23 protein-coding genes and 1 pseudogene are annotated in these 24,823 nt (G+C 70.9%); 14 read left to right on the plus strand and 10 right to left on the minus strand.

From position 1 onward, the window contains the following. The first annotated feature begins 41 nt into the window (after positions 1-41). Positions 42-1,250 (plus strand): MFS transporter, encoded by a 1,209-nt coding sequence (locus AB0I67_RS16955; RefSeq protein ID WP_357923986.1) that lies wholly within the window; start codon positions 42-44, stop codon positions 1,248-1,250. Here the strand turns inward: AB0I67_RS16955 and AB0I67_RS16960 are convergent. Next, positions 1,213-2,268, minus strand: a pseudogene (locus AB0I67_RS16960) (cytochrome P450); the annotation flags it as partial. The gene AB0I67_RS16955 and the pseudogene AB0I67_RS16960 overlap by 38 nt on opposite strands. 44 nt (positions 2,269-2,312) lie before the next feature. Further along, positions 2,313-2,888 (minus strand): TetR family transcriptional regulator, encoded by a 576-nt coding sequence (locus tag AB0I67_RS16965; RefSeq protein ID WP_357923988.1) that lies wholly within the window; start codon positions 2,886-2,888, stop codon positions 2,313-2,315. 94 nt (positions 2,889-2,982) lie between these two features. On the opposite strand from AB0I67_RS16965, the gene AB0I67_RS16970 reads away from it, so the two are divergent. The 4 genes from AB0I67_RS16970 to AB0I67_RS16985 all read left to right on the plus strand — a co-directional run bounded on the left by AB0I67_RS16970 (position 2,983) and on the right by AB0I67_RS16985 (position 6,537). Beyond that, the gene (locus AB0I67_RS16970) at positions 2,983-4,185 is read left to right on the plus strand and encodes a histidine kinase (protein ID WP_357923990.1); all 1,203 of its coding nucleotides are present in this window, start codon (positions 2,983-2,985) and stop codon (positions 4,183-4,185) included. After that, complete coding sequence (locus AB0I67_RS16975) at positions 4,166-4,810, plus strand: response regulator transcription factor (protein ID WP_357923991.1); 645 nt, start codon at positions 4,166-4,168, stop codon at positions 4,808-4,810. Before AB0I67_RS16970 ends, AB0I67_RS16975 begins: the two co-directional genes overlap by 20 nt. A 71-nt stretch (positions 4,811-4,881) precedes the next feature. After that, a complete protein-coding gene (locus AB0I67_RS16980; RefSeq protein ID WP_357923993.1) occupies positions 4,882-5,574 on the plus strand; it encodes a hypothetical protein in 693 nt (230 codons plus the stop codon). 162 nt (positions 5,575-5,736) lie between these two features. Then, positions 5,737-6,537, plus strand: coding sequence for a hypothetical protein (locus AB0I67_RS16985; RefSeq protein ID WP_357923995.1), 801 nt, complete (start codon positions 5,737-5,739; stop codon positions 6,535-6,537). 57 nt (positions 6,538-6,594) lie between these two features. Here AB0I67_RS16985 and AB0I67_RS16990 read toward each other — a convergent pair whose 3' ends face one another. Further along, positions 6,595-7,350, minus strand: coding sequence for an ABC transporter permease (locus AB0I67_RS16990; protein WP_357923996.1), 756 nt, complete (start codon positions 7,348-7,350; stop codon positions 6,595-6,597). After that, complete coding sequence (locus tag AB0I67_RS16995; protein ID WP_357923998.1) at positions 7,350-8,279, minus strand: ABC transporter ATP-binding protein; 930 nt, start codon at positions 8,277-8,279, stop codon at positions 7,350-7,352. The genes AB0I67_RS16990 and AB0I67_RS16995 overlap by 1 nt, the downstream gene beginning before the upstream one ends. A gap of 53 nt (positions 8,280-8,332) precedes the next feature. On the opposite strand from AB0I67_RS16995, the gene AB0I67_RS17000 reads away from it, so the two are divergent. From AB0I67_RS17000 to AB0I67_RS17015, 4 genes are all read left to right on the plus strand, one after another. After that, the gene (locus tag AB0I67_RS17000; protein WP_357923999.1) at positions 8,333-8,719 is read left to right on the plus strand and encodes a nuclear transport factor 2 family protein; all 387 of its coding nucleotides are present in this window, start codon (positions 8,333-8,335) and stop codon (positions 8,717-8,719) included. Between the two features lie 526 nt (positions 8,720-9,245). Further along, positions 9,246-9,497, plus strand: a complete 252-nt coding sequence (locus tag AB0I67_RS17005) for a hypothetical protein (RefSeq protein ID WP_357924001.1) — start codon at positions 9,246-9,248, stop codon at positions 9,495-9,497. A 243-nt stretch (positions 9,498-9,740) separates the two neighbouring features. Then, the gene (locus AB0I67_RS17010) at positions 9,741-11,267 is read left to right on the plus strand and encodes a UDP-N-acetylglucosamine 1-carboxyvinyltransferase (protein ID WP_357924003.1); all 1,527 of its coding nucleotides are present in this window, start codon (positions 9,741-9,743) and stop codon (positions 11,265-11,267) included. A 241-nt stretch (positions 11,268-11,508) separates the two neighbouring features. Then, the gene (locus AB0I67_RS17015; RefSeq protein WP_357924005.1) at positions 11,509-12,519 is read left to right on the plus strand and encodes a tyrosine-type recombinase/integrase; all 1,011 of its coding nucleotides are present in this window, start codon (positions 11,509-11,511) and stop codon (positions 12,517-12,519) included. Positions 12,520-12,703: 184 nt separating this feature from the next. Here the strand turns inward: AB0I67_RS17015 and AB0I67_RS17020 are convergent, their stop codons facing one another. Beyond that, positions 12,704-13,165, minus strand: coding sequence for a glutaredoxin domain-containing protein (locus tag AB0I67_RS17020; RefSeq protein WP_357924007.1), 462 nt, complete (start codon positions 13,163-13,165; stop codon positions 12,704-12,706). Positions 13,166-13,535: 370 nt separating this feature from the next. Next, the gene (locus AB0I67_RS17025) at positions 13,536-13,805 is read right to left on the minus strand and encodes a helix-turn-helix transcriptional regulator (RefSeq protein ID WP_357924009.1); all 270 of its coding nucleotides are present in this window, start codon (positions 13,803-13,805) and stop codon (positions 13,536-13,538) included. 47 nt (positions 13,806-13,852) lie between these two features. Here AB0I67_RS17025 and map point away from each other — a divergent pair, with 47 nt between their 5' ends. From map to AB0I67_RS17045, 4 genes are all read left to right on the plus strand, one after another. Further along, positions 13,853-14,620, plus strand: coding sequence for a type I methionyl aminopeptidase (gene map, locus AB0I67_RS17030; RefSeq protein WP_357924010.1), 768 nt, complete (start codon positions 13,853-13,855; stop codon positions 14,618-14,620). Positions 14,621-14,814: 194 nt separating this feature from the next. Next, a complete protein-coding gene (locus AB0I67_RS17035; RefSeq protein ID WP_357924012.1) occupies positions 14,815-16,026 on the plus strand; it encodes an MFS transporter in 1,212 nt (403 codons plus the stop codon). After that, positions 15,990-16,157 carry a hypothetical protein gene (locus tag AB0I67_RS17040; RefSeq protein ID WP_357924014.1) on the plus strand — a complete coding sequence of 56 codons (168 nt, stop codon included), beginning with the start codon at positions 15,990-15,992 and terminating at the stop codon, positions 16,155-16,157. The genes AB0I67_RS17035 and AB0I67_RS17040 overlap by 37 nt, the downstream gene beginning before the upstream one ends. A gap of 56 nt (positions 16,158-16,213) precedes the next feature. Next, a complete protein-coding gene (locus AB0I67_RS17045) occupies positions 16,214-16,975 on the plus strand; it encodes a MerR family transcriptional regulator (RefSeq protein ID WP_357924016.1) in 762 nt (253 codons plus the stop codon). 15 nt (positions 16,976-16,990) lie between these two features. Here AB0I67_RS17045 and AB0I67_RS17050 read toward each other — a convergent pair whose 3' ends face one another. From AB0I67_RS17050 to purB, 3 genes are all read right to left on the minus strand, one after another. After that, positions 16,991-18,040, minus strand: coding sequence for a DUF4037 domain-containing protein (locus AB0I67_RS17050; RefSeq protein ID WP_357924018.1), 1,050 nt, complete (start codon positions 18,038-18,040; stop codon positions 16,991-16,993). 166 nt (positions 18,041-18,206) lie between these two features. After that, positions 18,207-18,953, minus strand: a complete 747-nt coding sequence (locus tag AB0I67_RS17055; RefSeq protein ID WP_357924020.1) for a GNAT family N-acetyltransferase — start codon at positions 18,951-18,953, stop codon at positions 18,207-18,209. A gap of 6 nt (positions 18,954-18,959) precedes the next feature. After that, entirely contained in the window at positions 18,960-20,378 is a 1,419-nt protein-coding gene (gene purB, locus AB0I67_RS17060) for an adenylosuccinate lyase (RefSeq protein WP_357924022.1), read from the minus strand. A 148-nt stretch (positions 20,379-20,526) separates the two neighbouring features. Between purB and AB0I67_RS17065 the strand changes: the two genes are divergently transcribed. Beyond that, complete coding sequence (locus AB0I67_RS17065; protein WP_357924024.1) at positions 20,527-21,432, plus strand: hypothetical protein; 906 nt, start codon at positions 20,527-20,529, stop codon at positions 21,430-21,432. 56 nt (positions 21,433-21,488) lie between these two features. Here AB0I67_RS17065 and AB0I67_RS17070 read toward each other — a convergent pair whose 3' ends face one another. Then, a complete protein-coding gene (locus AB0I67_RS17070) occupies positions 21,489-24,746 on the minus strand; it encodes an efflux RND transporter permease subunit (protein WP_357924026.1) in 3,258 nt (1,085 codons plus the stop codon). Positions 24,747-24,823: the final 77 nt, after the last annotated feature.

Consider the following 24,823-nt stretch of genomic DNA (forward strand, 5'->3'; position numbering starts at 1 on the left):
CTTCAAGACCCCCGGCCCCCGCCCGGCCGATCCTGGCTGCCATGACCGCACCACCCGCCCCGGCACCACCCGACTCCGCGCCAGCCGACTGCGCGCCGGCCGTCCGGCGCGGCCCGATGCTCGCCGTCCTGCTCACCGGCCAGGCCATGGCCTCCATGGACGGCTCCATCGTCTCGGTGGCCGCCCAGACCCTGCGCGAAGACCTCGACGCCGACGGCAGCGCCATCCAGCTCATCGTCTCCGGCTACCTGCTCACCACCGGCGTCCTGCTGGTCTCCTGCGCCCGCCTCGGCGACCTGCTCGGCCAGCGCCGCGCCTTCCTGCTCGGCCTCGGCTGGTTCACCACCGCCTCCCTGCTGTGCGGCCTGGCCCCCGACGCCACCACCCTCGTCCTGGCCCGCATCGCCCAGGCCGTCGGCGCCGCCCTGCTCACCCCGCAGATCTTCGCCCTCATCCAGCAGCACTGGGACGCCACCGCCCGCCGCACCGCCATCGGCCTCTACAGCATGGTCCTGGCCCTCGGCGTCGCCCTCGGCCAGGTCCTCGGCGGCCTCATCGTCAGCACCGACCTGTTCGGCCTGTCCTGGCGCCCGGTCTTCCTGCTCAACGTCCCGATCGGCGTCGCCGTACTGATCGCCGGACCCCGCCTGCTGCCCCGCGCCCGCCCCGACACCCGCGCCCGCCTCGACCCGGCCGGCGTCGCCGTCCTCACCCTGGCCATGACCGCGCTCACCCTGCCGCTCATCTTCGGCCCCGGCCACGGCTGGCCCGCCTGGGCCTGGATCACCCTGGCCGCCGGCGCCGCCCTGCTGGCCCTCTTCGCCCGCCACGAGACCCGCGCCCGCCACCCGCTCCTCGACCCCGCCGCCCTGCGCCCCGCAGGCGTCAAACCCGGCCTGGCCGCCTGCTGGCTCGTCATGGGCGCCTACACCGTCTTCGTCCTCACCCTGACCCTCACGTCACCGCCGCCCTCACCGTCCTGCTCCTGGCCGGTACGGCCTGCGCCCTGCGCGTCACCCGGCGGGGGAGCGGCCCCCGCACCGAGGACTAGGCGGCCACCGGCAGCTGCGAGAACCCGCGGATCGTCACCGAGGGCCGCAACCGCCCCGCCCCCGCCGCCCGCAACCCCGGCAACCGCTCGGCCAGCACCCGGAAGGCGATCTCCCCCTCGATCCGCGCCAGCTGCGCCCCCAGGCAGTAGTGCACCCCGCTGGAGAACGCGAAATGCTCCGCGGCCTGCGCCCGCGTGATGTCGAACACCCCCGGATCGGCATACACCGCAGGATCACGGTTGGCCGCCGCCAGCACGGTCAGCACCTGCGTGTCCCGCCGCAACCGGCGCCCGCCCAGCTCCACCTCACGCTGGACCACCCGCCCGGTCAGCGGCACCGGCGGATCGAAACGCAACACCTCCTCCACCGCCCCGGCCGCCAGCCCCGCGTCGGCGCGCAGCAGCTCCCACTGCTCACGATGGCGCCCGAAGAGGTGCACGCCGTTGCCGATGAGGTTCACCGTCGTCTCGAACCCCGCGATCAGCAGCAACTGGCACGTGGAGACCAGCTCCCCGGCCGTGATCCGCTCCCCGTCGACCGCGGCCGCCAGCACGCTGATCACATCCTCACCCGGATCGGACCGCCGCCGCCCGGCCAGCTCCTCGAACAGAGCCGTCATCGACCGCGTCGCCGCCGCGAACTCCGCCCGCTCACGCACCCCCAGCCGGCCGTCCATCGCCAGGCCGGTCAGTGTGCCGTACCGGGCGAAATCCCCGCGCCGCTCCTCCGGGATGCCCAGCAGCTCACTGATCACCGCGATCGGCAACGGCGCCGCGAAATCCGCGATCAGATCGAACGGGCCCGCCCCGGCCCGCTCCAGCAGCCGCCCGGCCAGCTCCTCGATCCGCGGCCGGAACGCGTTGATCAGCTTGGGCCGGAACGCCGGCGCCACCAGCCGCCGCAACCGGCTGTGGTCGGGCGGGTCCAGCTCCAGCAGCGACGGCGCCATCCCCAGCGGGATCGCCTGCGAGGCCGGCAGCCGCCCGGCCGAGTCCCGCATCCCGAACTCCGGCCCCCGCAACACCCGCGAGCACAGCTCGTGGGAGGAGACCGCGGCGTACCCGATCACGCTGCGGTAGACCGGCCCCCGCTCCCGCAGCCGCTCATACAACGGCCACGGATCCTGCCGCGGCACGTACAGCGGCGCGATCCGGTCCCCGCAGGCGGCCAGCGTGCGCGCCGCCGCCCGGATCGCCAGGTCCTTCATCATGGACATGCTTCCTCCTCGGGTCCGCGGCGCACGTCGCGCCGGCCATCTCCTCAGGACGGTGCGCCGATCCCGCCCAGCAACGTCGACACCACCAGATCAGGCGCGTCCAGCGGCGCCAGCCGGCCCAGCGTGATCGCCTCCCACGCGCTGTAGACCAGCCCGTGAAAGGTCAGCGCCGCCCACCACACCGGCACCTCGCCGCGGAAGATCCCGCCCCGCTGCCCCTTGCGGATCAGCTCCTCGACCGGCTCGTCGAAGGCCCGGATGCGCGCGGCCAGTTCCTCGTCCAGGTCGAGCGACGGCTGGCGCGCCAGGAACTCGATCCGCGGCCCCAGCGGAATCACCGCCGTGACCAGCCGCCGCAGCGCCTCCAGCACCTGCTCGTCCGGCACGTCGAGGCCCGCCTCGCCGAACGCCTTCTCCACCCGGTCCACCGCGTCGTGGGCCACCGCCACGAGCATCGCCTGCCGCGTCGGATACCGCTTGGTCAACGTCGTGCGCCCCACCCCGGCCGCGGCGGCGACATCGGCCATCGACGCGGACGGATCAGCGATGAGCACCTCGGTGGCGACATCCAGAATCGACTGCCGCGTGCGGGACGCCCGAAGCCCCTCATGACCGATCATGCACCGAAGTGTACAACGATGTCCCCCTTAGGGGCTAGGGCGTCCCCAGGGGTCAAGGCGACGGACCATCCGGGAGCCCGGCAGACTGTCACCCGTGAACAGGAGGGTCCGCACCGCCCTGGAGGCCATCGCACTCCCGCCCACGGCCTTCCTCGGCTCCGGCTGGCCGTGGCGAGCACTGGGATACCTGGCGTGCAGCGCGGCCCTGTGCGGGCTCGCGGTGCTGGCAGGCGCCGGAATCAGCACGCTCGAACAGACCTGGGCCAGGGGAGCGGCCACCCTCGCAGGGGTGTGCGCCGCCGTACCCCTGGTGGGCCGGCTCGAACAACGACGCCTGCCCTGGGTGGACCGCAGAGCAGGCGGTACGGTCACCCCCAAGCGGGCCGCAGGAGCCGGACTGGCGTCACTGCTGATCCTGAGCTGGATCGACGTCATCATGGTCGGCCTGACCGTCGCCGGCCCCATCCTGCTGATGCTCACCCCCCTCGTCCAGCCGCCCGACGCCATCGCCACAGGCCCCGCACTCGCCGTGACCGCGGCAAGCCTGCTGCTGCTCCCACCCGCCGCCTACACCTTCACCGCCTGGGCCGGAGCACGCGGCGCGATCATCCGAGGACTGCTCGGCGGCAAGGACGCCGAACTCGAAGAAGTCCTGCGCTCCCGCGCCCGCCTGGTCGACGCCTTCGAAGTCGAGCGCCGCCGCATCGAACGCGATCTCCACGACGGCGCCCAGCAACGCCTGGTCGCCCTGTCCATGCGGCTCGGCCTGGCCAGACTCGACCTGCCCGCCGACTCACCCGCCGGCGAACAACTCGCCCTGGCACACGAGGAAGCCAAGCGCGCCCTGACCGAACTACGCGAACTGATCCGCGGCGTGCACACCCAGGTCCTGACCGACCGCGGACTGGCCGCAGCCGTACGGGAGGCAGCCGACCTCGCCACGATCCCCGTGGACCTCGACCTGGTGATCGAACCACGCCCCCCGGCCGACGTGGAGATCGCCGCCTACTACGCCGTCACCGAATCCCTGGCCAACATCGCCAAACACAGCCGAGCCCAGCACGCGTCGATCCGCGCCCGCCTCCAGGACGACACGCTGACGCTCCAGATCGAGGACGACGGCCAAGGCGGCGCGGACCCGGCCCGCGGCACCGGCCTCATCGGCCTGTCGGACCGCCTCGCCGTCCTCGAAGGAACCATCGCCGTGACCAGCCCGCAAGGCGGGCCCACCCGCATCCGGGTCGACATCCCGGTACCCCACTCGAGAAGGGACACCCATGCGGGTCGTGATCGCTGAGGACGACGTGCTGCTGCGGGAGGGACTCGCCGGACTGATCGCACGCTTCGGACACGAGGTCGTCGCCTCCGTCGGCGACGCCGCAGCCCTGACCGAGGCGGTGCACCAGCATCGCCCCGACGTCGTGGTGACCGACGTACGAATGCCACCCGGATTCACCGACGAAGGACTCCGGGCCGCCGTCGCCCTGCGCACGCAGACACCGCTGCCGGTGCTCGTGCTCAGCCAGTACGTCGAGCAGACCTACGCCGCCGAACTCCTGGACTCCGGCGGCGGCGCCGCAGTCGGCTACCTCCTCAAGGACCGGGTGGGGGAGGTGACCGAATTCGTCGACGCGCTCACCAGAGTGGCCGCCGGCGCCACCGTCGTCGACCCCGAGGTCGTACGGCGGCTCCTGCGACGCAGGCGCGACCCGCTCCACCGGCTCACCCCCCGCGAACTGCAAGTCCTCGGACTGATCGCCGAAGGACGCGCCAACGCCGCCATCGCCAGGCAACTCGTCGTCACCGACGCCGCCGTCGCCAAGCACATCGCCAGCATCTTCACCAAGCTCGACCTGCCCCCCACCGGCGACGGCCACCGGCGCGTCCAAGCCGTCCTGGCCTACCTGAACGAGCGAAGGTAGTGCCAGCTCTACCTCCCAGGCTCGCCCGCACGCCAATGTGCCCCCAGGCCCCCGCCGCTTGAATCGACACCATGAACAACGACTTGCCCGGCAGATGGATCGAAGGCACCGGACTCATCGCGGGCCCGCTGCTGGTGGCGACGGGCGTACTGCTGAAACTCGGCCACGACGCGTTCTTCCCCGCCCAGCTCGCCGCCTTCGCCGACAACCCCACCCAGATGACCGCCGCCTACAGCTGTCTCGCCGCCGGGATCGTGCTGCTGTGCCCGGCCGTCCTGGCCGTGGCCAGAAGGATCGGCCTCACCCACCCGCGCTGGGCGCAGTGGGGGCTGGCCCTGACCCTCGCGGGACTGTTCGCCCGCGCCTTCCACGCCGGAGTGAGCCACCTGGCCTTCCAACTGGTGACCGTCCAAGGCACCAGTACGGCACAGCAGGCCGTGAGCGCGCAGTACGGCTCCTTCCACATCTTCCAGACCATCAACCTCGCGACCATGGCCGGCTGGATCGTCCTGGCGGTCGCCGCCTGGCGCTCCGGCGCCCTGAGCCGGGTGGCGTCGGTCGGCCTGGCCTTGATGGCGGCCATGCCGGTCGGGGTACTCAAGGGCACGGGCGTGATGTCCATCGTCGCCGCAGCGGGCCTGTGCGTGGCCCTGATCCCGCTCGGCGTCAAGGTCCTGTCGCAAGGGCCGGCGCCGCGCTGGTGGACCTACCCCCTGGCCGCCGTCATCGCGACGGCCGGAGCCTTCATCAGCCTGGCCGGCTGACACCACCGGACGGCCAGGCCGCGATCATGAGCGACCGCGGGAAAGGGGGAGACCCGGCTCCTTTCCCGTCCTTTCCCGTCCTTTCCTTCATCTCCCCGTACGTTTCCGTCCTTTCCCGCAACCACATGCGACCGCCGCCGCGGCCGAGGCACCATGGGGTGCATGCCGCGAGCCCGCCCACGCCTCGCGCGCGCTCTCCGGCGCCTGCTCGAACCGGCGCCGCAACGACCAGCGCGCCCCCGCACCGGCACCCGCCACCCGCGGCCGGTCACGAACACGACCACACGAACCGCACGAACCGCCGACAGGGCCCGCCTCCTGCGGCAACAGGCCGAGATCGAACGACTCCGCGCCGAACTGGCCGCGCGAGAACACCACGACGCCGCTCACCAGGCAGCGGCGACGCCACGGCACGTGGGGCGAGCGGTGCACTGGTGGACCGCCACCGGCACCGCCCTCGCCGGACTGGCCGCCGTCCCAGCGCTGGTGATCTCGATGAACGCGCTGGCGATCAGCGAGCAGCAGCGGGCCGACACCCACGCCGCCTTCATCGGCCGGGTCGCACTCCAGCCCGAGACCGGCTGGGCCTCAGAGATCCTCGACGGAGGCCAACTCGTCGTCACCAACGCGAACTCGATGCCCACCGAGCTGTTCCTCAGCATGAAGGTGACCGCCGGATCCTTCCAGCAGGCCTACGACTTCCAGGTCGAGATCGACGCCTGCACCCAGTTGACCATCGACACGGTCGAGATGGAGCTCGACACCAGCCAGGGCTGGGAAGGCATCAACCACGCCTACGTCCACAACCCCCTCGACGGCCGCTGGTGGAAGTATCCGCCGGCCGGCGACCTCATCCCCGCCCACCCGGTCGCACGGGAGATCGCCGTCCCTAGCCGCTACAAGTCGCTCCCGCCCGCGTTCGAGTCCGTGGGCAAGACCAAGGACCTCTCCGGCTGCGTCTGACCGGCCCACCCTCCAACGGCCGGTGCACAGCAGAGCTTCGACGACCCGCCCTCGGCCTCAGTCGCGCAGCCGGCGAGCGAACGCCACCGAAGCCCACCACGTGCCCAGCGCCACGAACGCCACCAGCACCCCCACATGCGCCACCAAAGGCCACGGAGTCGCATCGCCCAGGATCGCCGCCCGGCACAACACCACCGCATGCCACAGCGGCGACACCCACGCCAGCACCCGCAACGCGCCCAGCTCGTCCACCGGGAAGAACACCCCGGAAAACAACGACGCCGGAATCATGACAAACCGGAACAACAGCGCGAAATAGCTATCATGCTCGATCGACGCCGCGAACGCCGTCACCGGAGCCGCCACCGCCACCGTCAACAACGCGGCGACCAGGGGAGTGGCCAGCACCCACGGCGACGCCACCACCCCGAACGCCCACACCACCGCCAGGAAGACCACAACCGCGATCTCCACCCGCACGACCAGATACAACAACCAGCCCCGCAACATGTCGCCCACCGACACCCGCGTGGCATACATCGCATGCGCCGAACGATCCCACTTGAACGACCCCAGCACCGGATACGTCGACTCACCCACCGCCATCTGGAACGCCGTCGACGCCAGCACCCCCGGCACGATCCACGCCGCGTAACTCACCCCGCCGAGCTCGCCCACATACTGACCCACCCCCAGCCCGATACTGGCCAGGAACAACAACGGCAACGCGAACGACGAGAACACCGACGCCCGCCACAACCGCTTGTACAACACCATGTACCGCTCGAACACCGCATACGTCGGATGCGCCATCAGTCCACCAACGTCCGGCCGGTCAGGTGCAGGAACACATCCTCCAGCGACGAACGCCGCACCAGCACACTCGACGGCGCCAACCCCCGCCGATGCACCTCGTTCACCGCCGCGTCCCCGTCCTTGGCATACAGCAGAATCCGATCCGGCAACGGATCCACCCGATCACCGATCCCGTCCAGCGCCGGCACGAACCCCGCCAACTCCTCCAGCCCGAACCGCAACTCCACCACCTCAGGGGAGGAGTACTGCCCGATCAACGACCGCGGCGACCCCTCCGCCACGATCCGCCCACCGTCCATCACCACCAGCCGATCACACAACTGCTCGGCCTCATCCATGTAATGCGTCGTCAGCACCAGCGTCGTGCCCCGCTGCTTCAACCGGAACAACCGCTCCCACAGCAGATGCCGCGCCTGCGGATCCAGCCCCGTCGTCGGCTCGTCCAGCAACACCAGCTCCGGATCGTTGACCATCGCCCGCGCGATCGTCAACCGCCGCTTCATCCCGCCCGACAACGGCTCCACCATCGACGAAGCCTTCTCCGTCAACTGCGCGAACTCCAGCAACTCCACAGCCTTCGCCCGCGCCTGCGCCCGACTCAACCCGAAATACCGGGCATACGTCGTCAGATTCTCCCGCACCGTCAGATCAGGATCCAGATTGTCCAACTGCGGACACACACCCAGCCGCGCCCGGATCGACGGACCCTCCGACACCGGATCCCGCCCCAAAATCCGCAACTCACCCGCCGACGGCAACGACACACAACTGATCATCCGCATCGTCGACGACTTACCGGCCCCGTTCGGCCCCAGAAACCCGAACGCCTCGCCCGGCGCCACCTCCAGGTCGATCCCATCGACCGCGGTGAAGTCACCGAAGCGCTTCACCAGCCCACGCGCGTAAATCAACGGAGAGTCAGACACGCAGCAGACCCTAGCCGCCGCCACCGACACTTCCGCAACCCGATAATGACCCCATGAACCCCCGGCAGGCCGCCCAGCACTTCGCCGACACCTGGCAACACGGCTGGAGCACCCACGACGTCGACACCATCGCCGCCCTCTACCACGACGAAGCCGTCCACACCTCCATGCCGTTCCGGCCCCCGCACCACGGCAAAACCCAGATCACCGACTACATCCGGCGCTCATTCCACGACGAGACCAACCCCCGAGCCCGCTTCGCCGTACCCCTCGTCGACGGCAACCACGCGGCCATCGAATACCACGTCACCACCGACCAGGCAACCCTGTCCGGCTGCGTCTTCGTCACCTTCGACCCAGACGGACTCGCCCGCACGACCCGCGACTACTGGCACGAGTCACCGAACGCCACCGACCTCACACACGCACCGGGGGAGTGAGCGAACCCACCGGGCGCACCATCTGCCGCGTCACCTCTTCCGCCGACGCCGACGCCGGGGCCTGCACCGGACGGCGCGGCGCGCACCCACCCCGGCAGTAACCGTTCGTCACGATCAGCCGCCCACGCAGCGGCGTGTAGGCGTCACGACCGGAGGCGGGCAGGACTCCCTGGCACACCTGGCACAAGACTGTGTCGTTCCCCACGGGTGCACTCCTTTATCCAGATGTAGCTACTGGCAATCAGACTATGTGCGTACATCACAGACGTGTCGCTATTTCCACGGGCCGTCAAGATAAACGTCAGGGGGCGGAAGAGGGTCTACTTGACATAATGTTCATTATCGAGCATATCGGGTGATAGGGTTCGTACAGGATCATCACCCGAGCGTACGGCTTGCTCGCCCCATCGGTTTCGGGTGGCGGGCGCCCGGGATCCGGTCGGCGGCGGGATTCGCCTGCCGTACCGGCGATTGTCGTGGGCCGGCACCAGGGCGTGCGCGGCGTGTGGCGCGTTACCATCGAGGCATGCCGAGCCTGGCGATCTCCACATCCGGCCTGATCGTTGTGACCATCCTCGTGACCGCGCTGCTCCTCGCGCTGATCATGCTGGCGGTCCGATTCGTCCACCGGCCTCCGACCACCGCCCCCAGCGGCGAACTCCTCGAAAGAATCCGCGACCTCAAGGCGCGCGGCCTCGTCCAGGACGCCGTGCTGCTGGTGCGCGGCGAGGCCGGGATGAGCCACCGTGCCGCGGTCCGGTTCGTCCGCCGTCTTTGAACCGTTCTTGGCCGGACAATATCCCATACCAGACAGAAGGTGAATTCTGTCTGGTATGGGATTTACTCTCGCCGGAAGGGACGGTTGACCCAGTCGCCTCGTCGATCACCCCCTCCTTGACGTACGGCGGAGCATCCCGTGACCCCGGGCGCGTGACCGCCCCGCCCGCACCCCGCCACGCCGACGCCACACCGGGCCCACCTTCCGCTGCCGCATCTCATATCTGAGATATGGTTGCCGACTATGGCAGACGACTACCTCGCCCGCATCGGACGGCTCATCCGCGACGCCCGCCAGCACCGCGGCTGGACGCAGTTGCAGCTCGCGGACGCCCTGGGCACCAGCCAGAGCGCGGTCAACCGCATCGAGCGCGGCAACCAGAACATCAGTCTTGAGATGATCGCCAGAATCGGTGAGGCGCTCGACAGTGAGATCGTCTCTCTGGGGTACTCGGGTCCCATGCATCTGCGTGTGGTGGGCGGCCGCCGGCTGTCGGGCAGTATCGACGTCAAGACCTCGAAGAACGCGTGCGTGGCGCTGCTGTGCGCGTCGCTGCTGAACTCCGGCCGCACGATCCTGCGGAACGTGGCGCGGATCGAGGAGGTCTACCGGATTTTGGAGGTGCTGTCCTCCATCGGCGTGCGGGCGCGCTGGATCAACGGTGGCGATCTGGAGATCGTCCAGCCGGCGCGGCTGGAGCTGGAGTCGATGGACACCGAGGCGGCTCGCCGTACCAGAAGTGTGATCATGTTCCTGGGGCCGCTGATGCGGCGGATCGACCGCTTCACCCTCCCCTACGCCGGCGGGTGCGACCTGGGGACGCGGACGGTGCAGCCGCACATGACGGCGTTGCGGCAGTTCGGGCTGGAGGTGACCGCGACGGGTGGTTTCTACCACGCGGTCGTCGACCCGGAGGTCTCCCCCACGCGCGCCATCGTGCTGACCGAGCGTGGCGACACGGTGACGGAGAACGCGCTGATGGCGGCGGCGCGGCACGACGGGGTGACGGTGATCCGCAACGCCTCGTCGAACTACATGGTGCAGGACCTGTGCTTCTTCCTGGAGGAGCTCGGGGTGCGGGTCGAGGGCATCGGGACGACGACGCTGACCGTGCACGGGGTGGCGCAGATCGACGTGGATGTGGACTACTCCCCCAGCGAGGATCCGGTCGAGGCGATGTCGTTGCTGGCGGCGGCGGTGGTCACCTCTTCGGAGCTGACGATCTGCCGGGTGCCGGTGGAGTTCCTGGAGATCGAGCTCGCGGTCCTGGAGGAGATGGGGCTGGAGTGTGATCGGGGTCCGGAGTACGCGGCGGCCAACGGGCGGACCCGGCTGGTGGATCTGACGGTGTTGCCGTCGAAGCTCCGCTCCCCCATCGACAAGATCCATCCGATGCCGTTCCCGGGGCTGAACATCGACAACGTGCCGTTCTTCGCGGCGATCGCGGCGGTGGCGCAGGGGTCGACGTTGATCCATGACTGGGTCTACGACAATCGGGCGATCTATCTGACGGAGCTGACGCGGCTGGGGGCGTCGGTGAAGCTGCTGGATCCGCATCGGGTGCTGGTGGAGGGGCCGACGCGGTGGCGTTCGGCGGAGATGATGTGCCCTCCGGCGTTGCGTCCGGCGGTGGTGGTGTTGCTGGCGATGCTGGCGGCCGAGGGAACTTCGGTGCTTCGGAACGTTTATGTCATCAATCGGGGGTATGAGGACCTCGCTGAGCGGTTGAATGCCGTTGGGGCGCAGATTGAGACGTTCCGCGACATTTGACGGAGTCGGTAGGGGATGCGTGGGGCGAGGGCCCGGCTCGTGGCGAGCCGGGCCCTCGCTGTTGCCGCCCGCGGCCGTGGTTTCGTGGTGGTGTTGTGTGGCAGTACGGCGGAGCCGCTCCCCCGCTGTCCCGGTTGGTGTTCTCCCTCTTCGGCGGGGTGGTGAAAGTGTCGGTGGGGCCCGCTAGCTTGTCGTTCAGTCCGCCGGGCAGGGCGGGTTCGTCGAGGGTGGAGGGGGTCGGGTGCGGCCTGCGGAGCTCGATCGGCTGACGGTGGCCGAGGCGGCTGATCGGTATGTGGAGCTGGTGCGCGCGCGGACGCTCACGGGTGGGCTGTCGGCTTCGACGGCGGAGGTGTACGCGCGTGATGTGGCGACGTTGGTGGAGCTGGCCGGTGAGGGCCGGGTGCTTGACGATCTGACCGGTGAGGATGTGGACGCCATTTTGCTGGCGTTCGCGCGGAAGCCGGATGGTCGGCGTCGTGAGCCGGGGTCCGGGGTGTTGCAGAGTGCGTCGTCGCAGGCGCGGTTCCGGCGGTCGATCTCGGCGTTGTTCAAGCATGCGACGCTGGCGGGGTGGGTGCAGATCAACCCGATGGCGATGGCGACGGTGTCGGCGCGTGAGCGTGGGGGTCTTCGGGCCGAGCGGCGGGCGTTGACGCGGGAGCAGGCGCAGGGGTTGATCGGGGCGGCGCGGTCGATGGCTCCTGAGGGTGAGCGGCGTCGTGATCAGCGGACCGAGGCGCGGGATGGGCTGATCGTGTTGTTGCTGGCGACGGTGGGGCCGCGGGTGTCGGAGCTGGTGCGGGCGAATGTGGAGGACTTCTTCACCAACGACGGGGTGCGGTATTGGCGGATTTTCGGTAAGGGGGGCAAGACGCGGGATGTGCCGCTCCCCCAGTTGGTTGCTGCGGCGTTGGATGCGTATTTGGCTGAGGGGCGGCCTGCGTCGCCGGACAAGGCGTTGTTGTTGTCGTGGCGGGGGCGGCGGCTGGCTCGGGGGGATGTGCAGGCGGTCATCGACCGGGTGCAGGAGCGGGTGGAGCCGGGTCAGCGGCGTTCGGTGACGCCGCACGGGTTGCGGCATACGACGGCTACGCATTTGCTGGCTGATGCGGTGGACATGGATGCGGTGCGTCGGGTGCTGGGGCACAGCGACCTGTCGACGTTGGGGCGGTATCGGGATGAGCTGCCGGGTGAGCTGGAGGTGGCGATGCGGTCGCATCCGTTGTTGCGTCCGCGTTCGGGTGGGTGAGCTGGGCGGGGTGGCGTTGCGGGGTGGGTGATGCGCCCGGGACCGCGTGTCGTCTCACGTACGGGGTGGCTGAGCCGGGGTCGAGGTGTTGGTGTGCTAGCAGCGGTGGCGGGCCTGCCCGGTCGGTCGCGGTAGCCGCTCTCCCCGCCACTTGTGCTCCCCCACCTGGCCTCGCGCGGGGCCGTTACTGGTGTCCTGGCGTTCCCTCTGCTGAGGTGGTGGGGAGCTGGGCCCGGAGCCAGGTGGGGTCGGGGTTGGTGTGGGCCTGGCCGGACAGGACGACGGTGGGGACGGTTTCGTTCCCGTGGTTGGCGGCGCGGACGATGGCGGCGGCTTCGGGGTCGGTCCAGATGTTGACCCAGTGGAGGTGCTTGGCGTGGCGGCCGAGGCGGAAGCACAGGCGCATGCAGTACTTGCAGCGTGGGCGCCAGTAGACGATGGGCCGGCCGTCGGTGGCGCTGAGGTGCCGGGCGCGGGCGGCGGTGACGGGACGTAGGAAGAGCAGGGGTGAATTGAGCCAGGCCAGGGCGGTGAAGGCGGCGGCGATGATGGCGGCGCTGAGGTGGGTGCCCTTGGTGGCCAGGAGGATCGCGGCGGCCAGGCCGAGGGTGAGGATGGCGGCCGGCGTGGCCCAAACGCGTGTCACGGTCTGTGAGAGTACCGGGGCCTTGCGGTAGGGGCGGGTGCTCTCGGGAGCCATGGGGCCAGGGGTCACGTCGAGGCCGTCCCTCGGGTCCTGGTTCACGGACCTCGGGCTCTAGTTCACGGACCTCGGGCTCTGGATCACGGGAGGCCGTGTCATGCCATGTGACTCGGTCGCGGAAGGGCCGGCCACTCGGGCGGGCGTCCGCTGTCAGGGGGACGCAGCGTCGCATCGCCCAGGACGTGCCGCCACCCGTCCGGCAACTCCCCGCCCCACCCACTGCTGCCGGTGATGCTGCCGGGGCTGGGGTTCGGGTCGGGACGCCTGCGTCCGGCTTCGCCGTACATCTGATGGGACAGGGTGCGGGGCGGGGTCAGGAGACCGGTTCGGAGGCGGGGTCGGTGAGGAGGAGGCGGTGGGCGAGTTCGTCGAGGGAGACGCCGAGGGTGGTGGCGAGGGCGGCGATGGTGAAGAAGGCGGGGGTGGCGATCCGGCCGGTTTCGATCTTGCGGAGGGTTTCGGCGGACATGTCGGCCGCGGCGGCGACTTCGACGATGCTGCGGTCGCCGCGGGCTTGGCGCAGGACGGTGCCGAGGCGTTCGCCGCGCAGGCGTTCGGCGGGGGTCATGGGAGGGCGGACCATGGGCAGAGTCTAGCAAGCGGGATTTTAATACCGGTATAGTTATCCGCATGGTTGAGATCAAGACGCCTGGCGAGGTCCAGGCCATGCGCGAGGCCGGACGGGTCGTCGGACGGGCCCTGGAGGAAGTGCGCAAGCACGCGGCCGCCGGGGTGAGCCTGCTGGAACTGGACGAGGTGGCCGCGCAGGTGATGGCCGAGGCGGGGGCACGCCCGGCGTTCCTGCACTACCAGCCGCATTTCGCGCCCACGCCGTTCCCCGCGGTCATCTGCACCTCGGTCAACGACGCGATCGTGCACGGCATCCCCACCCGCCGCCGCCTGGCCGACGGGGATCTGCTGAGCGTCGACTGCGGGGTGTACCTGGACGGGTGGGCGGGTGATGCGGCGATCAGCTTCTCCATCGGGGCCGGCTCCCCCGGCGACGCCGCGCTGATCGAGGCGGGCGAGCGGGCGCTGGAGGCGGCGATCGCCGCCATGGTGCCCGGCGGGCGGCTGGGCGATGTCGGGGCCGCGATCGAGCAAGTTGCCAAGGCCGGCGGGTACGGCGTGCCACGGGACTTCGGCGGGCACGGGATCGGGCGGCACATGCACGAGGACCCGGCGGTGCCCAACCGGGGCAAGGCGGGGCGCGGGATGGTGTTGCGGCCGGGGCTGGCGCTGGCGATCGAGCCCATGTTCGTCGCGGGTGGTGACGGGCGGTACACGGTGGATGAGGACGGGTGGACGTTGCGGGCGCTGGGCGGGCGGCGGGCGACGCACTCCGAGCACTCGGTGGCTGTCACCGAGGACGGGCCCGTGATCCTCACCCTTCCCTGAGCCGCGAGCGCGTGCCCTCCCCCGCCGAACCGTCTGCCGGGCGGCTCCGGCTGGTCGCGCCCGAAACCGTGTCATGGCATGGGGGCGCCTCGCCTGGTTGTGGGGATGCGGCCCAACGGTTGTTTGCCCCCGGGAATCTGCCATCGCTTTGATACCTCCGGTCAACGATCGGTTGTGCGGGCGAGGGGTTGCGGATGCGGTTCGGGTGGTTGTGGGCGGCGTACGGGACCAGTTCGCTGGGTTCGTGGCTGGCGTTCGGCGCGTTTCCGCTGATCGCGATCGAGGTGCTGGGGGCAGGTCCGGCGCAGGTGGCGGTGTTGTCGTCGGTGGGGGCTTTGGCGGGGGCGGCGATGGCGGTGCCGCTGGGGCCGTGGCTGGAGGGGCGTCGCCAGCGCCCGGTTCTGATCAGGATGGATCTGGTGCGGTGCGCGGCGTTGGCGACGGTTCCGGGGGCGTTCGGGCTGGGGGTGTTGTCGTTCGGGCAGCTTGTGCTGGTCTCGGTAGTGGTTTCGGCTGCTGACATCGTCTTTCGGGCCGCTTCCGGGGCTTATCTGAAGGCGGTGGTGCCGGCTGGGGAACTGCTGGTGGCGCAGGCTCGGCTGGAGTCCACGGCGTGGGCGGCCACCGTCGTCGGGCCGCCGCTCGGGGGTATGGCGATGGGGGTGCTCGGGCCGGTGGTGACCGTGGTGGGCGATGCGGTCAGCTACCTGCTGTCGGCTCTGGCGCTCCGGGCGGTTGGCGGCCAGGAACCGCAGCCGCAACCTCGGCCCCAGAACCTGCCCCACACCCCACCCCAAGCCCGGCCCGAACCTCAGCCGCGGCCCGTGGCTAGGACCCCTTGGCCTCAGGCCGGACCGCGGGCCGACCTCCCTCGGACCGCCCGGCCTCGGTTCCCCTCACAGCGCCGGCAGCGGTGCGGTGGGTGGGGCGGGGAGGTGCTGGACGGGCGGCGGCAGGTGCTGGGTGATGCGACGCTGCGTCCGCTGCTGGCCAACACGGTCGTCTTCAACGGCCTGATCATGGCCTCCGCCGCGCTGCTGGCCGTACTGATGCTGGGTGAGCTCGGGTTCGAGCCGTGGCAGTACGGCCTGGCCGTGGCCACGCCGGCGGTCGGCGGGCTGTTCGGCTCATCGCTGGCCCGGCCGCTCGTCGCCCGGTTCGGACAGCATCGCGTGCTGGTCGCGGCGGGGACGGCACGGGCGCTCTGGCCGGTCGGGCTGGCGTTCGCGCAGCCGGGGACGGGTGGGATGGTGCTGGTGATGGCCGTCGAGTTCGGGTTGATCTTCTGTTGCGGGCTGTTCAACCCGGTCTTCGCCACCTGCCGTCTGGAGCGCGCCGAGCCCGGCCGGGTGGTGCGCCTGCTGACGGCGTGGGCGGTGACGACCAGGGCGGCCACGCGTTGCTGACCGCGCTGTGGGGGGTGCTGGGCGGCCTGGTCGGGGCGCGCGCGGCGATCGGGGCGGCCGGGGTGCTCGTGCTGGCGACACCGCTGCTGCTCCCCCGCCACGCTCCGCAGCGCACGTCGGGGCGATCATGAGGTCGCCGGGCGGCTCCGGTTGACCCTCACGTGAGGGGAGGGTGCACGCTGGAGGCATGAGCTTCTCCGTGGGGCAGGTGGCGCGGCTGGCCGGGATCACGGTCCGTACGCTGCACCACTACGACGAGATCGGGCTGCTGTCGCCCGGCGAGCGCAGCGCCGCCGGCTACCGCCGCTACACCGACGACGATCTCGTCCGGCTGCAGCAGATCCTGTTCTACCGTGAGCTCGACTTCGGCCTGGAGGAGATCGCCGTCATCCTGGACGACCCGCAGGTGGACGAGATGACCCACCTGCGCCGCCAGCACGAGCTGCTGCAGGTACGGCTGGGCCGCGTCCAGGACCTGCTGGCGGCGGTCGAGCTGGCCATGGAGGCGCGCGGCAGCAGCATCACGCTGACGGCGGCCGAACGGCTGGAGGTGTTCGGCTCCTTCAAGCCCGAGGAGCACGAGGCCGAGGCCGAGCGGCGCTGGGGCGGCGGCCGGGAGTTCGCCGAGTCCCGCCGCCGGGTCGCCTCCTACGGCAAGGCCGAGTGGCTGCAACTGCGCGAGGAGGGCGAGCAGCTCATGCGGGAGGTGGCGCAGGCACTGAAGGCGGGGCTGGAGCCGGACGATCCGCGGGTGATGGATCTGGCCGAACGCCACCGGGGCTACATCAGCCGCTGGTTCTACGACTGCGGCTACGCCGTCCATCGCGGGCTGGGGCAGCTGTATGTGGAGGATCCGCGCTTCACCGAGGCGGTCGACCAGGTCATGCCGGGGGTCGCGGCCTTTCTGCGGGAGGCGATCGAGGCGAACGCCGACCGGTACGAAGGCTGAGCGGCCGCCGAACGGTCACAGGCCGAGGGCGGCCCGGGTGAGCGCCCTCGCCAGCGGGGGCCGCATGAGGACGTCCACCGAGTCGGTGAGCTGGTCGATGCTTCCGGTGGGCGGCAGGGCGGCCAGTTCGCCGCCGGACAGGAGCGCCTCGGCGAACCGTTCGCCGCCGATCACCTCGAACGGCCGGCTGTGGAAGGCGCGCACGCGGGCGGGCAGCGGTTCGGTGAGCGCGATGCGGTTGTGCCAAGCGGCCACGCGCTCGTAGGCGGCCGACAGGCCCGCCTGCCGTTCTCTCCAGGTACGGCCGGCCAGCGCGGTGGCCAGGGCCTGCGACACCTCGGCCGAGCCGGGCAGGCGGGCCATGGCGCTGCCGAGCCATTTGGCGTACGGCGGATAGCGGCGGCGCAGCAGCAGCGCCAGCCGCATCACCTCGCGGGCCAGCCGGGCGGTGTTCACCGCCGAGCCGACGTCGTCGCCGACCTCGCCGCAGCGGCCGACGAACGGCTCCTCCTGCGCGATGCGCCGCCACTGGCAGGCCAGCACGTACCGCCAGATCGACTCCGGATACCAGCGCAACGCCGCCCGCGCATCCTCCAAGCCGCCTTCACCGATCCCGTCACCAAGCCCTTCACCGAGGCCGTCGTGGAAGACCTCGCCGCAGGTCACCTCGGCCAGGCGCTGCCACGGGGCCGACAACCAGTCGAGCACGTCCATGCCCTGACGCGGGTCGAACCCGAGCAGGCCGCGCAACCAGCCACCCAGCTCGCTCACCACCACACCCGGCTGGTCGACCTCGTGGTAGGGGAAAACCGTGCGGTAGCCGCGGAAACTGGCCGGCAAGCGGGGCACGATACGCTCGGTGGCCTCCTGCTCGCAGCCCGGCGGCACGAACACCAGAACCCGCGGCCCCCAGTCGTGGTCGACCGAACGGGCGGTGTCGAACGCCAGCACCTCCGAGCCGGGGCCGACCAGCGCGGCGCTGTGCGGGAGGGAGCCGGCGAGGGGGGCGACGACCTCGGTGTAGAAAGCTCGCGACAGGTCCAGGCCTGGTATGAATCCGCTCATCACCAGGTCAACTCTGCCTGACGCCCATGCCGGGAATCACCCGGTTTTCCGGGCACCGCCCTCCAGAGAGATTCGGGCCCGCCGAAGGAAAGCCACCCGCCGCACGCGGATCCCGCCCGAGGTTGGGCTCGGCCGGACGGCCGCGAACCGACCAGCCGAGTCCCCGCTAGGCGAGCGCCGGCAGCCAGCCCACCGCCAGCCGCCGCCGGCTGAATCCCAGCCGCGCGTACACCGCCAGCGCCGCCGCGTTCTCGTCGTCCACCATCAACGCCGCCCGCCCGTGCTCGGCCACCAGCTCACCGGCCAGCCACCCGCACACCCGCGCGGCCAGCCCCGCACCCCGATGCCGCGCGACCGTCGCCACCCCGGCCAGCAACCCCACCGACGGCGTGCTCCACGCGTCAGCCGCCACCGACGCCAGCTCGCCCTCCACCCGCACGCCCGCCCAGCGCCGCACCGCGGCCATCCCCGGCTGCGCGTACGACGAGGGCGCGTGTACGGCCAGCAGCGCCGCCACCTCACCCTCCTCCGAGACGGGCAACCAGCCCACCCCCGGCCACCCGTCGTCGTCACCGAGCGGCGGGGCGGGCAGGCTCATCCACGAGAACCTGCCGCCGATCTCCAGCCCCTCGACCTTCAACGCCAGCTCCTCCAGCAGCGACGCCGACCCCATCGGCCGATACGAGCCGCCCAGCTCCGCCAGCGCGAACCGCACCAGCTCCACCGCGCATGCCGTACCGCCGGTCACCACCAGCCGGTCACGGTGGGCCAGCCCAGGACAGGCGGCCACCACCGCGTCCCCCAGCGCCCACGCCCGGGCGCCACCGTCGAGCCGCTGCGCGGCCCACACCGCCAGATCGTCGTCACCGCACGCCGAGCGAACCTCCTCGACGCGCGCCAGCTCCCTGATCACCTACGGTCAGAGGATCGCGCCCGGCCGGTAGGCCGCGGCCTCCGGGTAGGCCGACACCACCGCGCCCACCTGCTGCGTCACCGCCTCCACCTGGTCGGCCGCCGCCCCGGTGAACCCCACCCGGTCGGCCAGCAGCGCCCGCAGCGCCGCCTCGTCCAGCGGGAAGCGCTCGTCGGCCGCCAGCCGCTCCACCAGCGTGTTCCCCACGCCCTGCGAGCGCATCGCCAGCGCCGCCGCCACCGCGTGCTCCTTGATCAGCTCATGCGCCTGCTCGCGGCCCACCCCGGCCCGCACCGCCGCCATCAGCATCTTCGTCGTCGCCAGGAACGGCAGGTACCGGTCCAGCTCCGCCGAGATCACCGCGGGGAAGGCGCCGAACTCCTCCAGCACCGTCAGCATCGTCTCGACCAGGCCGTCGAAGGCGAAGAACGCGTCCGGCAACGCCACCCGCCGCACCACGCTGCAGGAGACGTCCCCCTCGTTCCACTGATCGCCCGCCAGCTCACCGGCCATCGAGGCGTACCCGCGCAGGATCACCATCAGCCCGTTGACCCGCTCGCACGAGCGCGTGTTCATCTTGTGCGGCATCGCCGACGAGCCGACCTGGCCCTCCTTGAACCCCTCGGTCACCAGCTCGTGCCCGGCCATCAGCCGGATCGTCTTGGCCAGCGACGACGGCGAGGCCGCGAGCTGCACCAGCGCGGAGACCACCTCGTAGTCCAGCGAGCGCGGATACACCTGCCCCACGCTGGTCAGCCGCCGCTCGAACCCCAGGTGCGCCGCCACCCGGTCCTCCAGCTCACCGGCCCGCGCACCCAGCAGATCCGTCATGTCCTGCGCCGTCCCCACCGGGCCCTTGATCCCGCGCAGCGGGTAGCGCACCAGCAGCTCCTCCAGGCGGGAGAAGGCCACCAGCAGCTCATCGGCCGCCGTCGCGAACCGCTTGCCCAGCGTCGTGGCCTGCGCCGCCACATTGTGCGAGCGCCCCGCCAGCACCGTCGACTCATGCTGCGAAGCCAGCGCCGCCAGCCGCGCCAGCAACGCCACCACCCGGTCGCGCACCAGCACCAGGCTCTGCCGGATCTGCAACTGCTCGACGTTCTCCGTCAGATCCCGCGACGTCATGCCCTTGTGCACGTGCTCGTGCCCGGCCAGCGCGTTGAACTCCTCGATCCGCGCCTTCACATCGTGGCGGGTGGCCCGCTCCCGCTCGGCGATCGACCCCAGGTCGACCTGCTCGACGACCTTCTCGTAGTCGCCCACCACCCCGTCGGGTACGGCCAGCCCCAGCTCCGCCTGCGCCTTCAGCACCGCCAGCCACAACCGGCGCTCGGCGATCACCTTCGCCTCCGGCGACCAGATCCGGGCCAGCTCCGCCGAGGCATAGCGGGCGGCGAGCACATTCGGGATACGCGGCTTCGTCACGTTGCCCCAGCCTACAAGCGCCCCGCCCCTTCCCCCGCACCAGGGGGCGATAATCCCCAGGTCGAACCACTGGAGGACGGATGACGCTGTTCACCTGCACCGGCTGCGACGCCGTCCGACCGCGCCCCTGTCACGCGTCACGCTGCCCGTGCACGCCCGCCAGCGCTGGGGCCACGAACTGCTCGGCCTGCTCATGGAACCCGGAACCTACGCCGTCGACCCCCACACCTCCCGGTCGCCGGGCGAGATCGTCATCACCCCCGGCGACCTGCGCGGCACGGTCATGATCCCCGCCAACTGCGAAGCCGGGTGCTGCGGGCCGGGAGACTTCGGCCACCTCAACACCGCCTGCGCCCGATGCGGGAACCAGGTGGCCACCCGGGTCGACGACTGCGGACAGTGGCAGTGCACCTGGCTGCACCCGTCCGCCGTCCGCGCCGTCATGGGCCCTGAGCCAGCCCCGGCGCCCTGGCACCGGTTACGCGAACTGCACCCCGGTATCCCCGCGGTCGACCTGGACGGCGTCCACCATCCGATGTGGGCGGCCGCGATCGGCGAAAGCCTCGCCCACCTGCTGGCCGCATCGCACGGCACGCCGATCACCGTCCCGCCCGGCCCGCTCACCGGCCTGCTGCGCCGTACCCTCGACACCCTGCTACCGCGGCGAGGCCCAGCCAAGACCCTCGTCCTGGCCGGACCCGACCTGCCGCTGCGTCACGGCGGCCCCGAGGTGATCGCGCTCGTCCCCCGCCACCCGCAGACCGGCCTGCTCTGGCACCCCCACGACGACACACCCGTCGCACCCCTGGCCGCCGACGTCTGGACCTACCTGACCCGCCCCGACGACCGCCTGCCCACCCCCGCCTCAGGCACCCTGCACCGCAGCATCCACCTCGACCACCCGTCACCGCCGCCCGCCCGCCTGGGCTTCGAACCGGACTACGCGATTCTCCTGCGCACCCTCGCCCGGCTGCCCCAGGTGAGCGAGCCGTGGCTCCGAGCCGCCTACGACAGGCTCCTCCGCGAACGGCCCTACACCCTGCACGCCCTCTGACACGACCGCGCCCGGCACCCCCAACGCAGGGGATACCGGGCGCGGTGAACCGGCGGTCAGACCGAGGCCTCCTCCAGCACCTTCGGCTCCGGCGCGCCAGCGCCCTTCGCACGGCCGCCCAGCCGGTCCTTGGCCCGCTCGACCAGCACGTACAGAGCCGGAACCAACACCAGCGTCAGCAGCGTCGAGGACACCAGGCCGCCGATGACCACCACGGCCAGCGGCTGCGAGATGAACCCGCCCGACCCCGTCACCCCGAGCGCCATCGGCGTCAGAGCGCAGATCGTCGCCACCGCCGTCATCAGGATCGGCCGCAACCGCCGCCGGCCGCCCTCCAGCACCGCCTCCACGATGCCCATGCCCTGCTCGCGGTACTGGTTGATCAGGTCGATCAGCACGATCGCGTTCGTCACCACGATGCCGATCAACATCAGCATGCCGATCAACGCCGGCACCCCCAGCGGCGTCGAGGTCGCCACCAGCAACCCCACCGCACCGGTCGCCGCGAACGGCACCGACACCAGCAGGATCAACGGCTGCACGAAACTCCGGAACGTCGCCACCATGATCATGAAGACGATCGCGATCGCCGCCAGCATCGCCAGCCCCAGATCACCGAACGCCTCCTGCTGATCAGCCGACACCCCGCCGATCTCGTAATCGACCTCCAGCGCATCCAGCTTCTCCTTCAACGCCGCCGTCACCGACCCCAGATCCGACGCCTCCGCCTTCGCCGACACCGTCGCCGAACGCTCACCGTCGATCCGCGTCACCTGCGTCGGACCGTCGACCCGCTCCACCTCGGCCACCGACGACAGCTTCACCAAACCCGCCGCCGTCGCCAGCTGCAGCTTCTCCACCGCCTCGACGTCCTCAGGCGCGTCCGACACCCGCAACACCAGGTCACTGGCCCGCCCGTCCAGCGTCAGCTGACCCAGCGGAGCCCCACGGAAAGCCTGCGCCACCGCCTGACCCACCGCCGCCTCCGACAGACCGCGCGCAGCCGCCTTCTCCCGGTCGACCCGCACCTCGATCCGCGGCGCCGACGCCTGCAGGTTCGACGACACCTCCCGAAGCCCCGGCACCTGCTTCATCGCCGCCGCGACCTCGTCGGCCGCAGCCGTCAACGCCGCGGTGTCCGCGCCACGCACGACCACCTCGACCCCGTCGGAGGCGAAACCGCCACCGCCGCCGCCACCGACCGACACCTCACCGACACCCTCCAGGGCGCCGATCCGCTCACGCAACCGCTCCTCGACCGCGGGCGTGTCCGCCCCCTCGGCCACCGTCACCGAATAGCTCACCCGGTCGGCGCCGCCGCCCAGGCCGCCCATCATCTGGTTGCCGCCGCCGACGGTCACCTGGTAGGAGGAGACCTCCTTGACCTCCGACAGCACCTGCTCGACCTTGCGCGCGGCGGCGTCCGAACGCTCCAGGTCGCTGCCGACCGGCATCCGCTGCGTCATCGAGATGGTGTCCTGGCCGGAGGAGTCGATGAAGTTCGTCTCCAGCCGCCCCGCCAGCCCCATCGTGCCGGCGAAGACGACCACACCCAGCAGCAGCGTCAGCCAGCGCCGCCTGGTCGCGAACCGCAGCACCGGCAGGTACATCCGCTGCAGCGGCGAGCGCAGCTCCTTGTCCTGCACCGCCTGCGCCTGCTCCGGCGAGAGCGGCTTCGACTTCAGGAACCAGTACGCCAGCACCGGGATGATCGTCAGCGACACCAGCAGCGACGCCAGCAGCGCCACCGTCACCGTGATCGCGAACGGCGAGAACAGCTCGCCCACCATCCCGCCGACGAACGCGATCGGCGCGAACACCGCCACCGTCGTCAGCGTCGAGGCCGTCACCGCCCCCGACACCTCACGCACCGCGCTCACGATCGCCTGCCGCTTGGCCTCGCCGTACCCGAGGTGGCGCTTGATGTTCTCCAGCACCACGATCGAGTCGTCGACCACCCGGCCGACGGCGATGGTCAGCGCGCCCAGCGTGAGCATGTTGAGCGAGTAGTCACCCGCCCACAACGCGATCAGCGCGATCACCACCGACAGCGGGATCGACACCGCCGTCACCAGCGTCGAGCGCACCGACAGCAGGAACACCAGGATGACCAGCACCGCGAACGCCAGACCGAGCAGGCCCTCGGTGGTCAGGTCCTCGATCGACCGCTCCACGTACGGGGCCTGGTCGAACACGACCGTCACCGCGGTGTCGCTGGAGTCGCCCAGCGCCTTGGTCAGCGACGGCAGCTTCTCCCGCACCGCGTGCGAGATCGACACCGCGTTGCCGTCCGGCTTCATCGTCACCGACACGCCGAGGCTCGGCTTGCCGGAGGTGCGCGTCAGCGTGCTGGCCTCGGCCAGCTCCCGCTTGACCTCGGCCACGTCGCCCAGCCGCACCGGCTTCGGCGCCACCGCCCGAGTCTGCGGCTGACCCTGGGGCTGGGCCTGCCCGGCCTGACCCTGCTGCCCCGCCTGAGGCCGCTGGCCGGTACCCGGCCGCGCCTGCTGCTGACCCGGCTGGCCGGCCTGACCTTGCTGACCCTGCTGCTGACCCTGCTGCTGGCCGGCCTGCGGTACGGCAGGCGTCAGATACAGGTCCTCCAGCTTGTCCACCGTGTCGACCCGCGACCCGACCTGCACCGTCAGCGACGTGCCGTCCTCGCTCAACGACCCCGCCGGGATCGGCGTCCCGTTGGCCCGCAACACCTCGGGAATCTGCGCCGGCGACACCCCCGCCAGCGCCATCTTCCCCAGATCCGGCTTGATCACCACGACCTCGTCACGAACCCCCGTGACGCTCGCCTCCCGGACCCCCTCGATGCCCTGCAACTCCGGGATCAACGTCTTGCGCAGCTTGTCGGCCATCGCCCGCTGGTCGCCACCGTCACCGACGGCCAGCACCAGCACCGGAATGTCGTCCGTGCTGCCCGCCACCACCTGCGGATCCACCGCGTCCGGCACCTGCGCCCGGCTCACCGCCTGCTGCATGCGCGAGACGGTGGCATCCATGTCGGTGCCGTAGGCGAAGGCGACCATCACCGTCGCCAGCCCCTCCTTGGAGGTCGAGGTCACCTCCTCCAGGCCCTCCAGGCCACGGAAGGAATCCTCGATCGGCTTGGTGACCTGCTCCTCCACGATCTCCGGCGAAGCGCCCTGGTAGACCGCGAACACCGACGCCATCGGAAACGACAACGACGGGAACAACTGCTGCTTCAGCTGCGGAATGGTGAAGAGCCCGAAACCGCTGACCACCAGGGCGATCAACACCACCAGGCTGCGGTTGGCAAGGCTCGCCCGAGCCAGCGCCGTCATGCGTCCTCCTTCGTCACGTGGCCCCGGGCCACGCCCCCTCCAAGAGTTCGCACCACACTAACACTTTGCCTTGAACG

It is taken from the genome of Nonomuraea sp. NPDC050310 (assembly GCF_040655795.1).
Lineage (GTDB): Bacteria > Actinomycetota > Actinomycetes > Streptosporangiales > Streptosporangiaceae > Nonomuraea.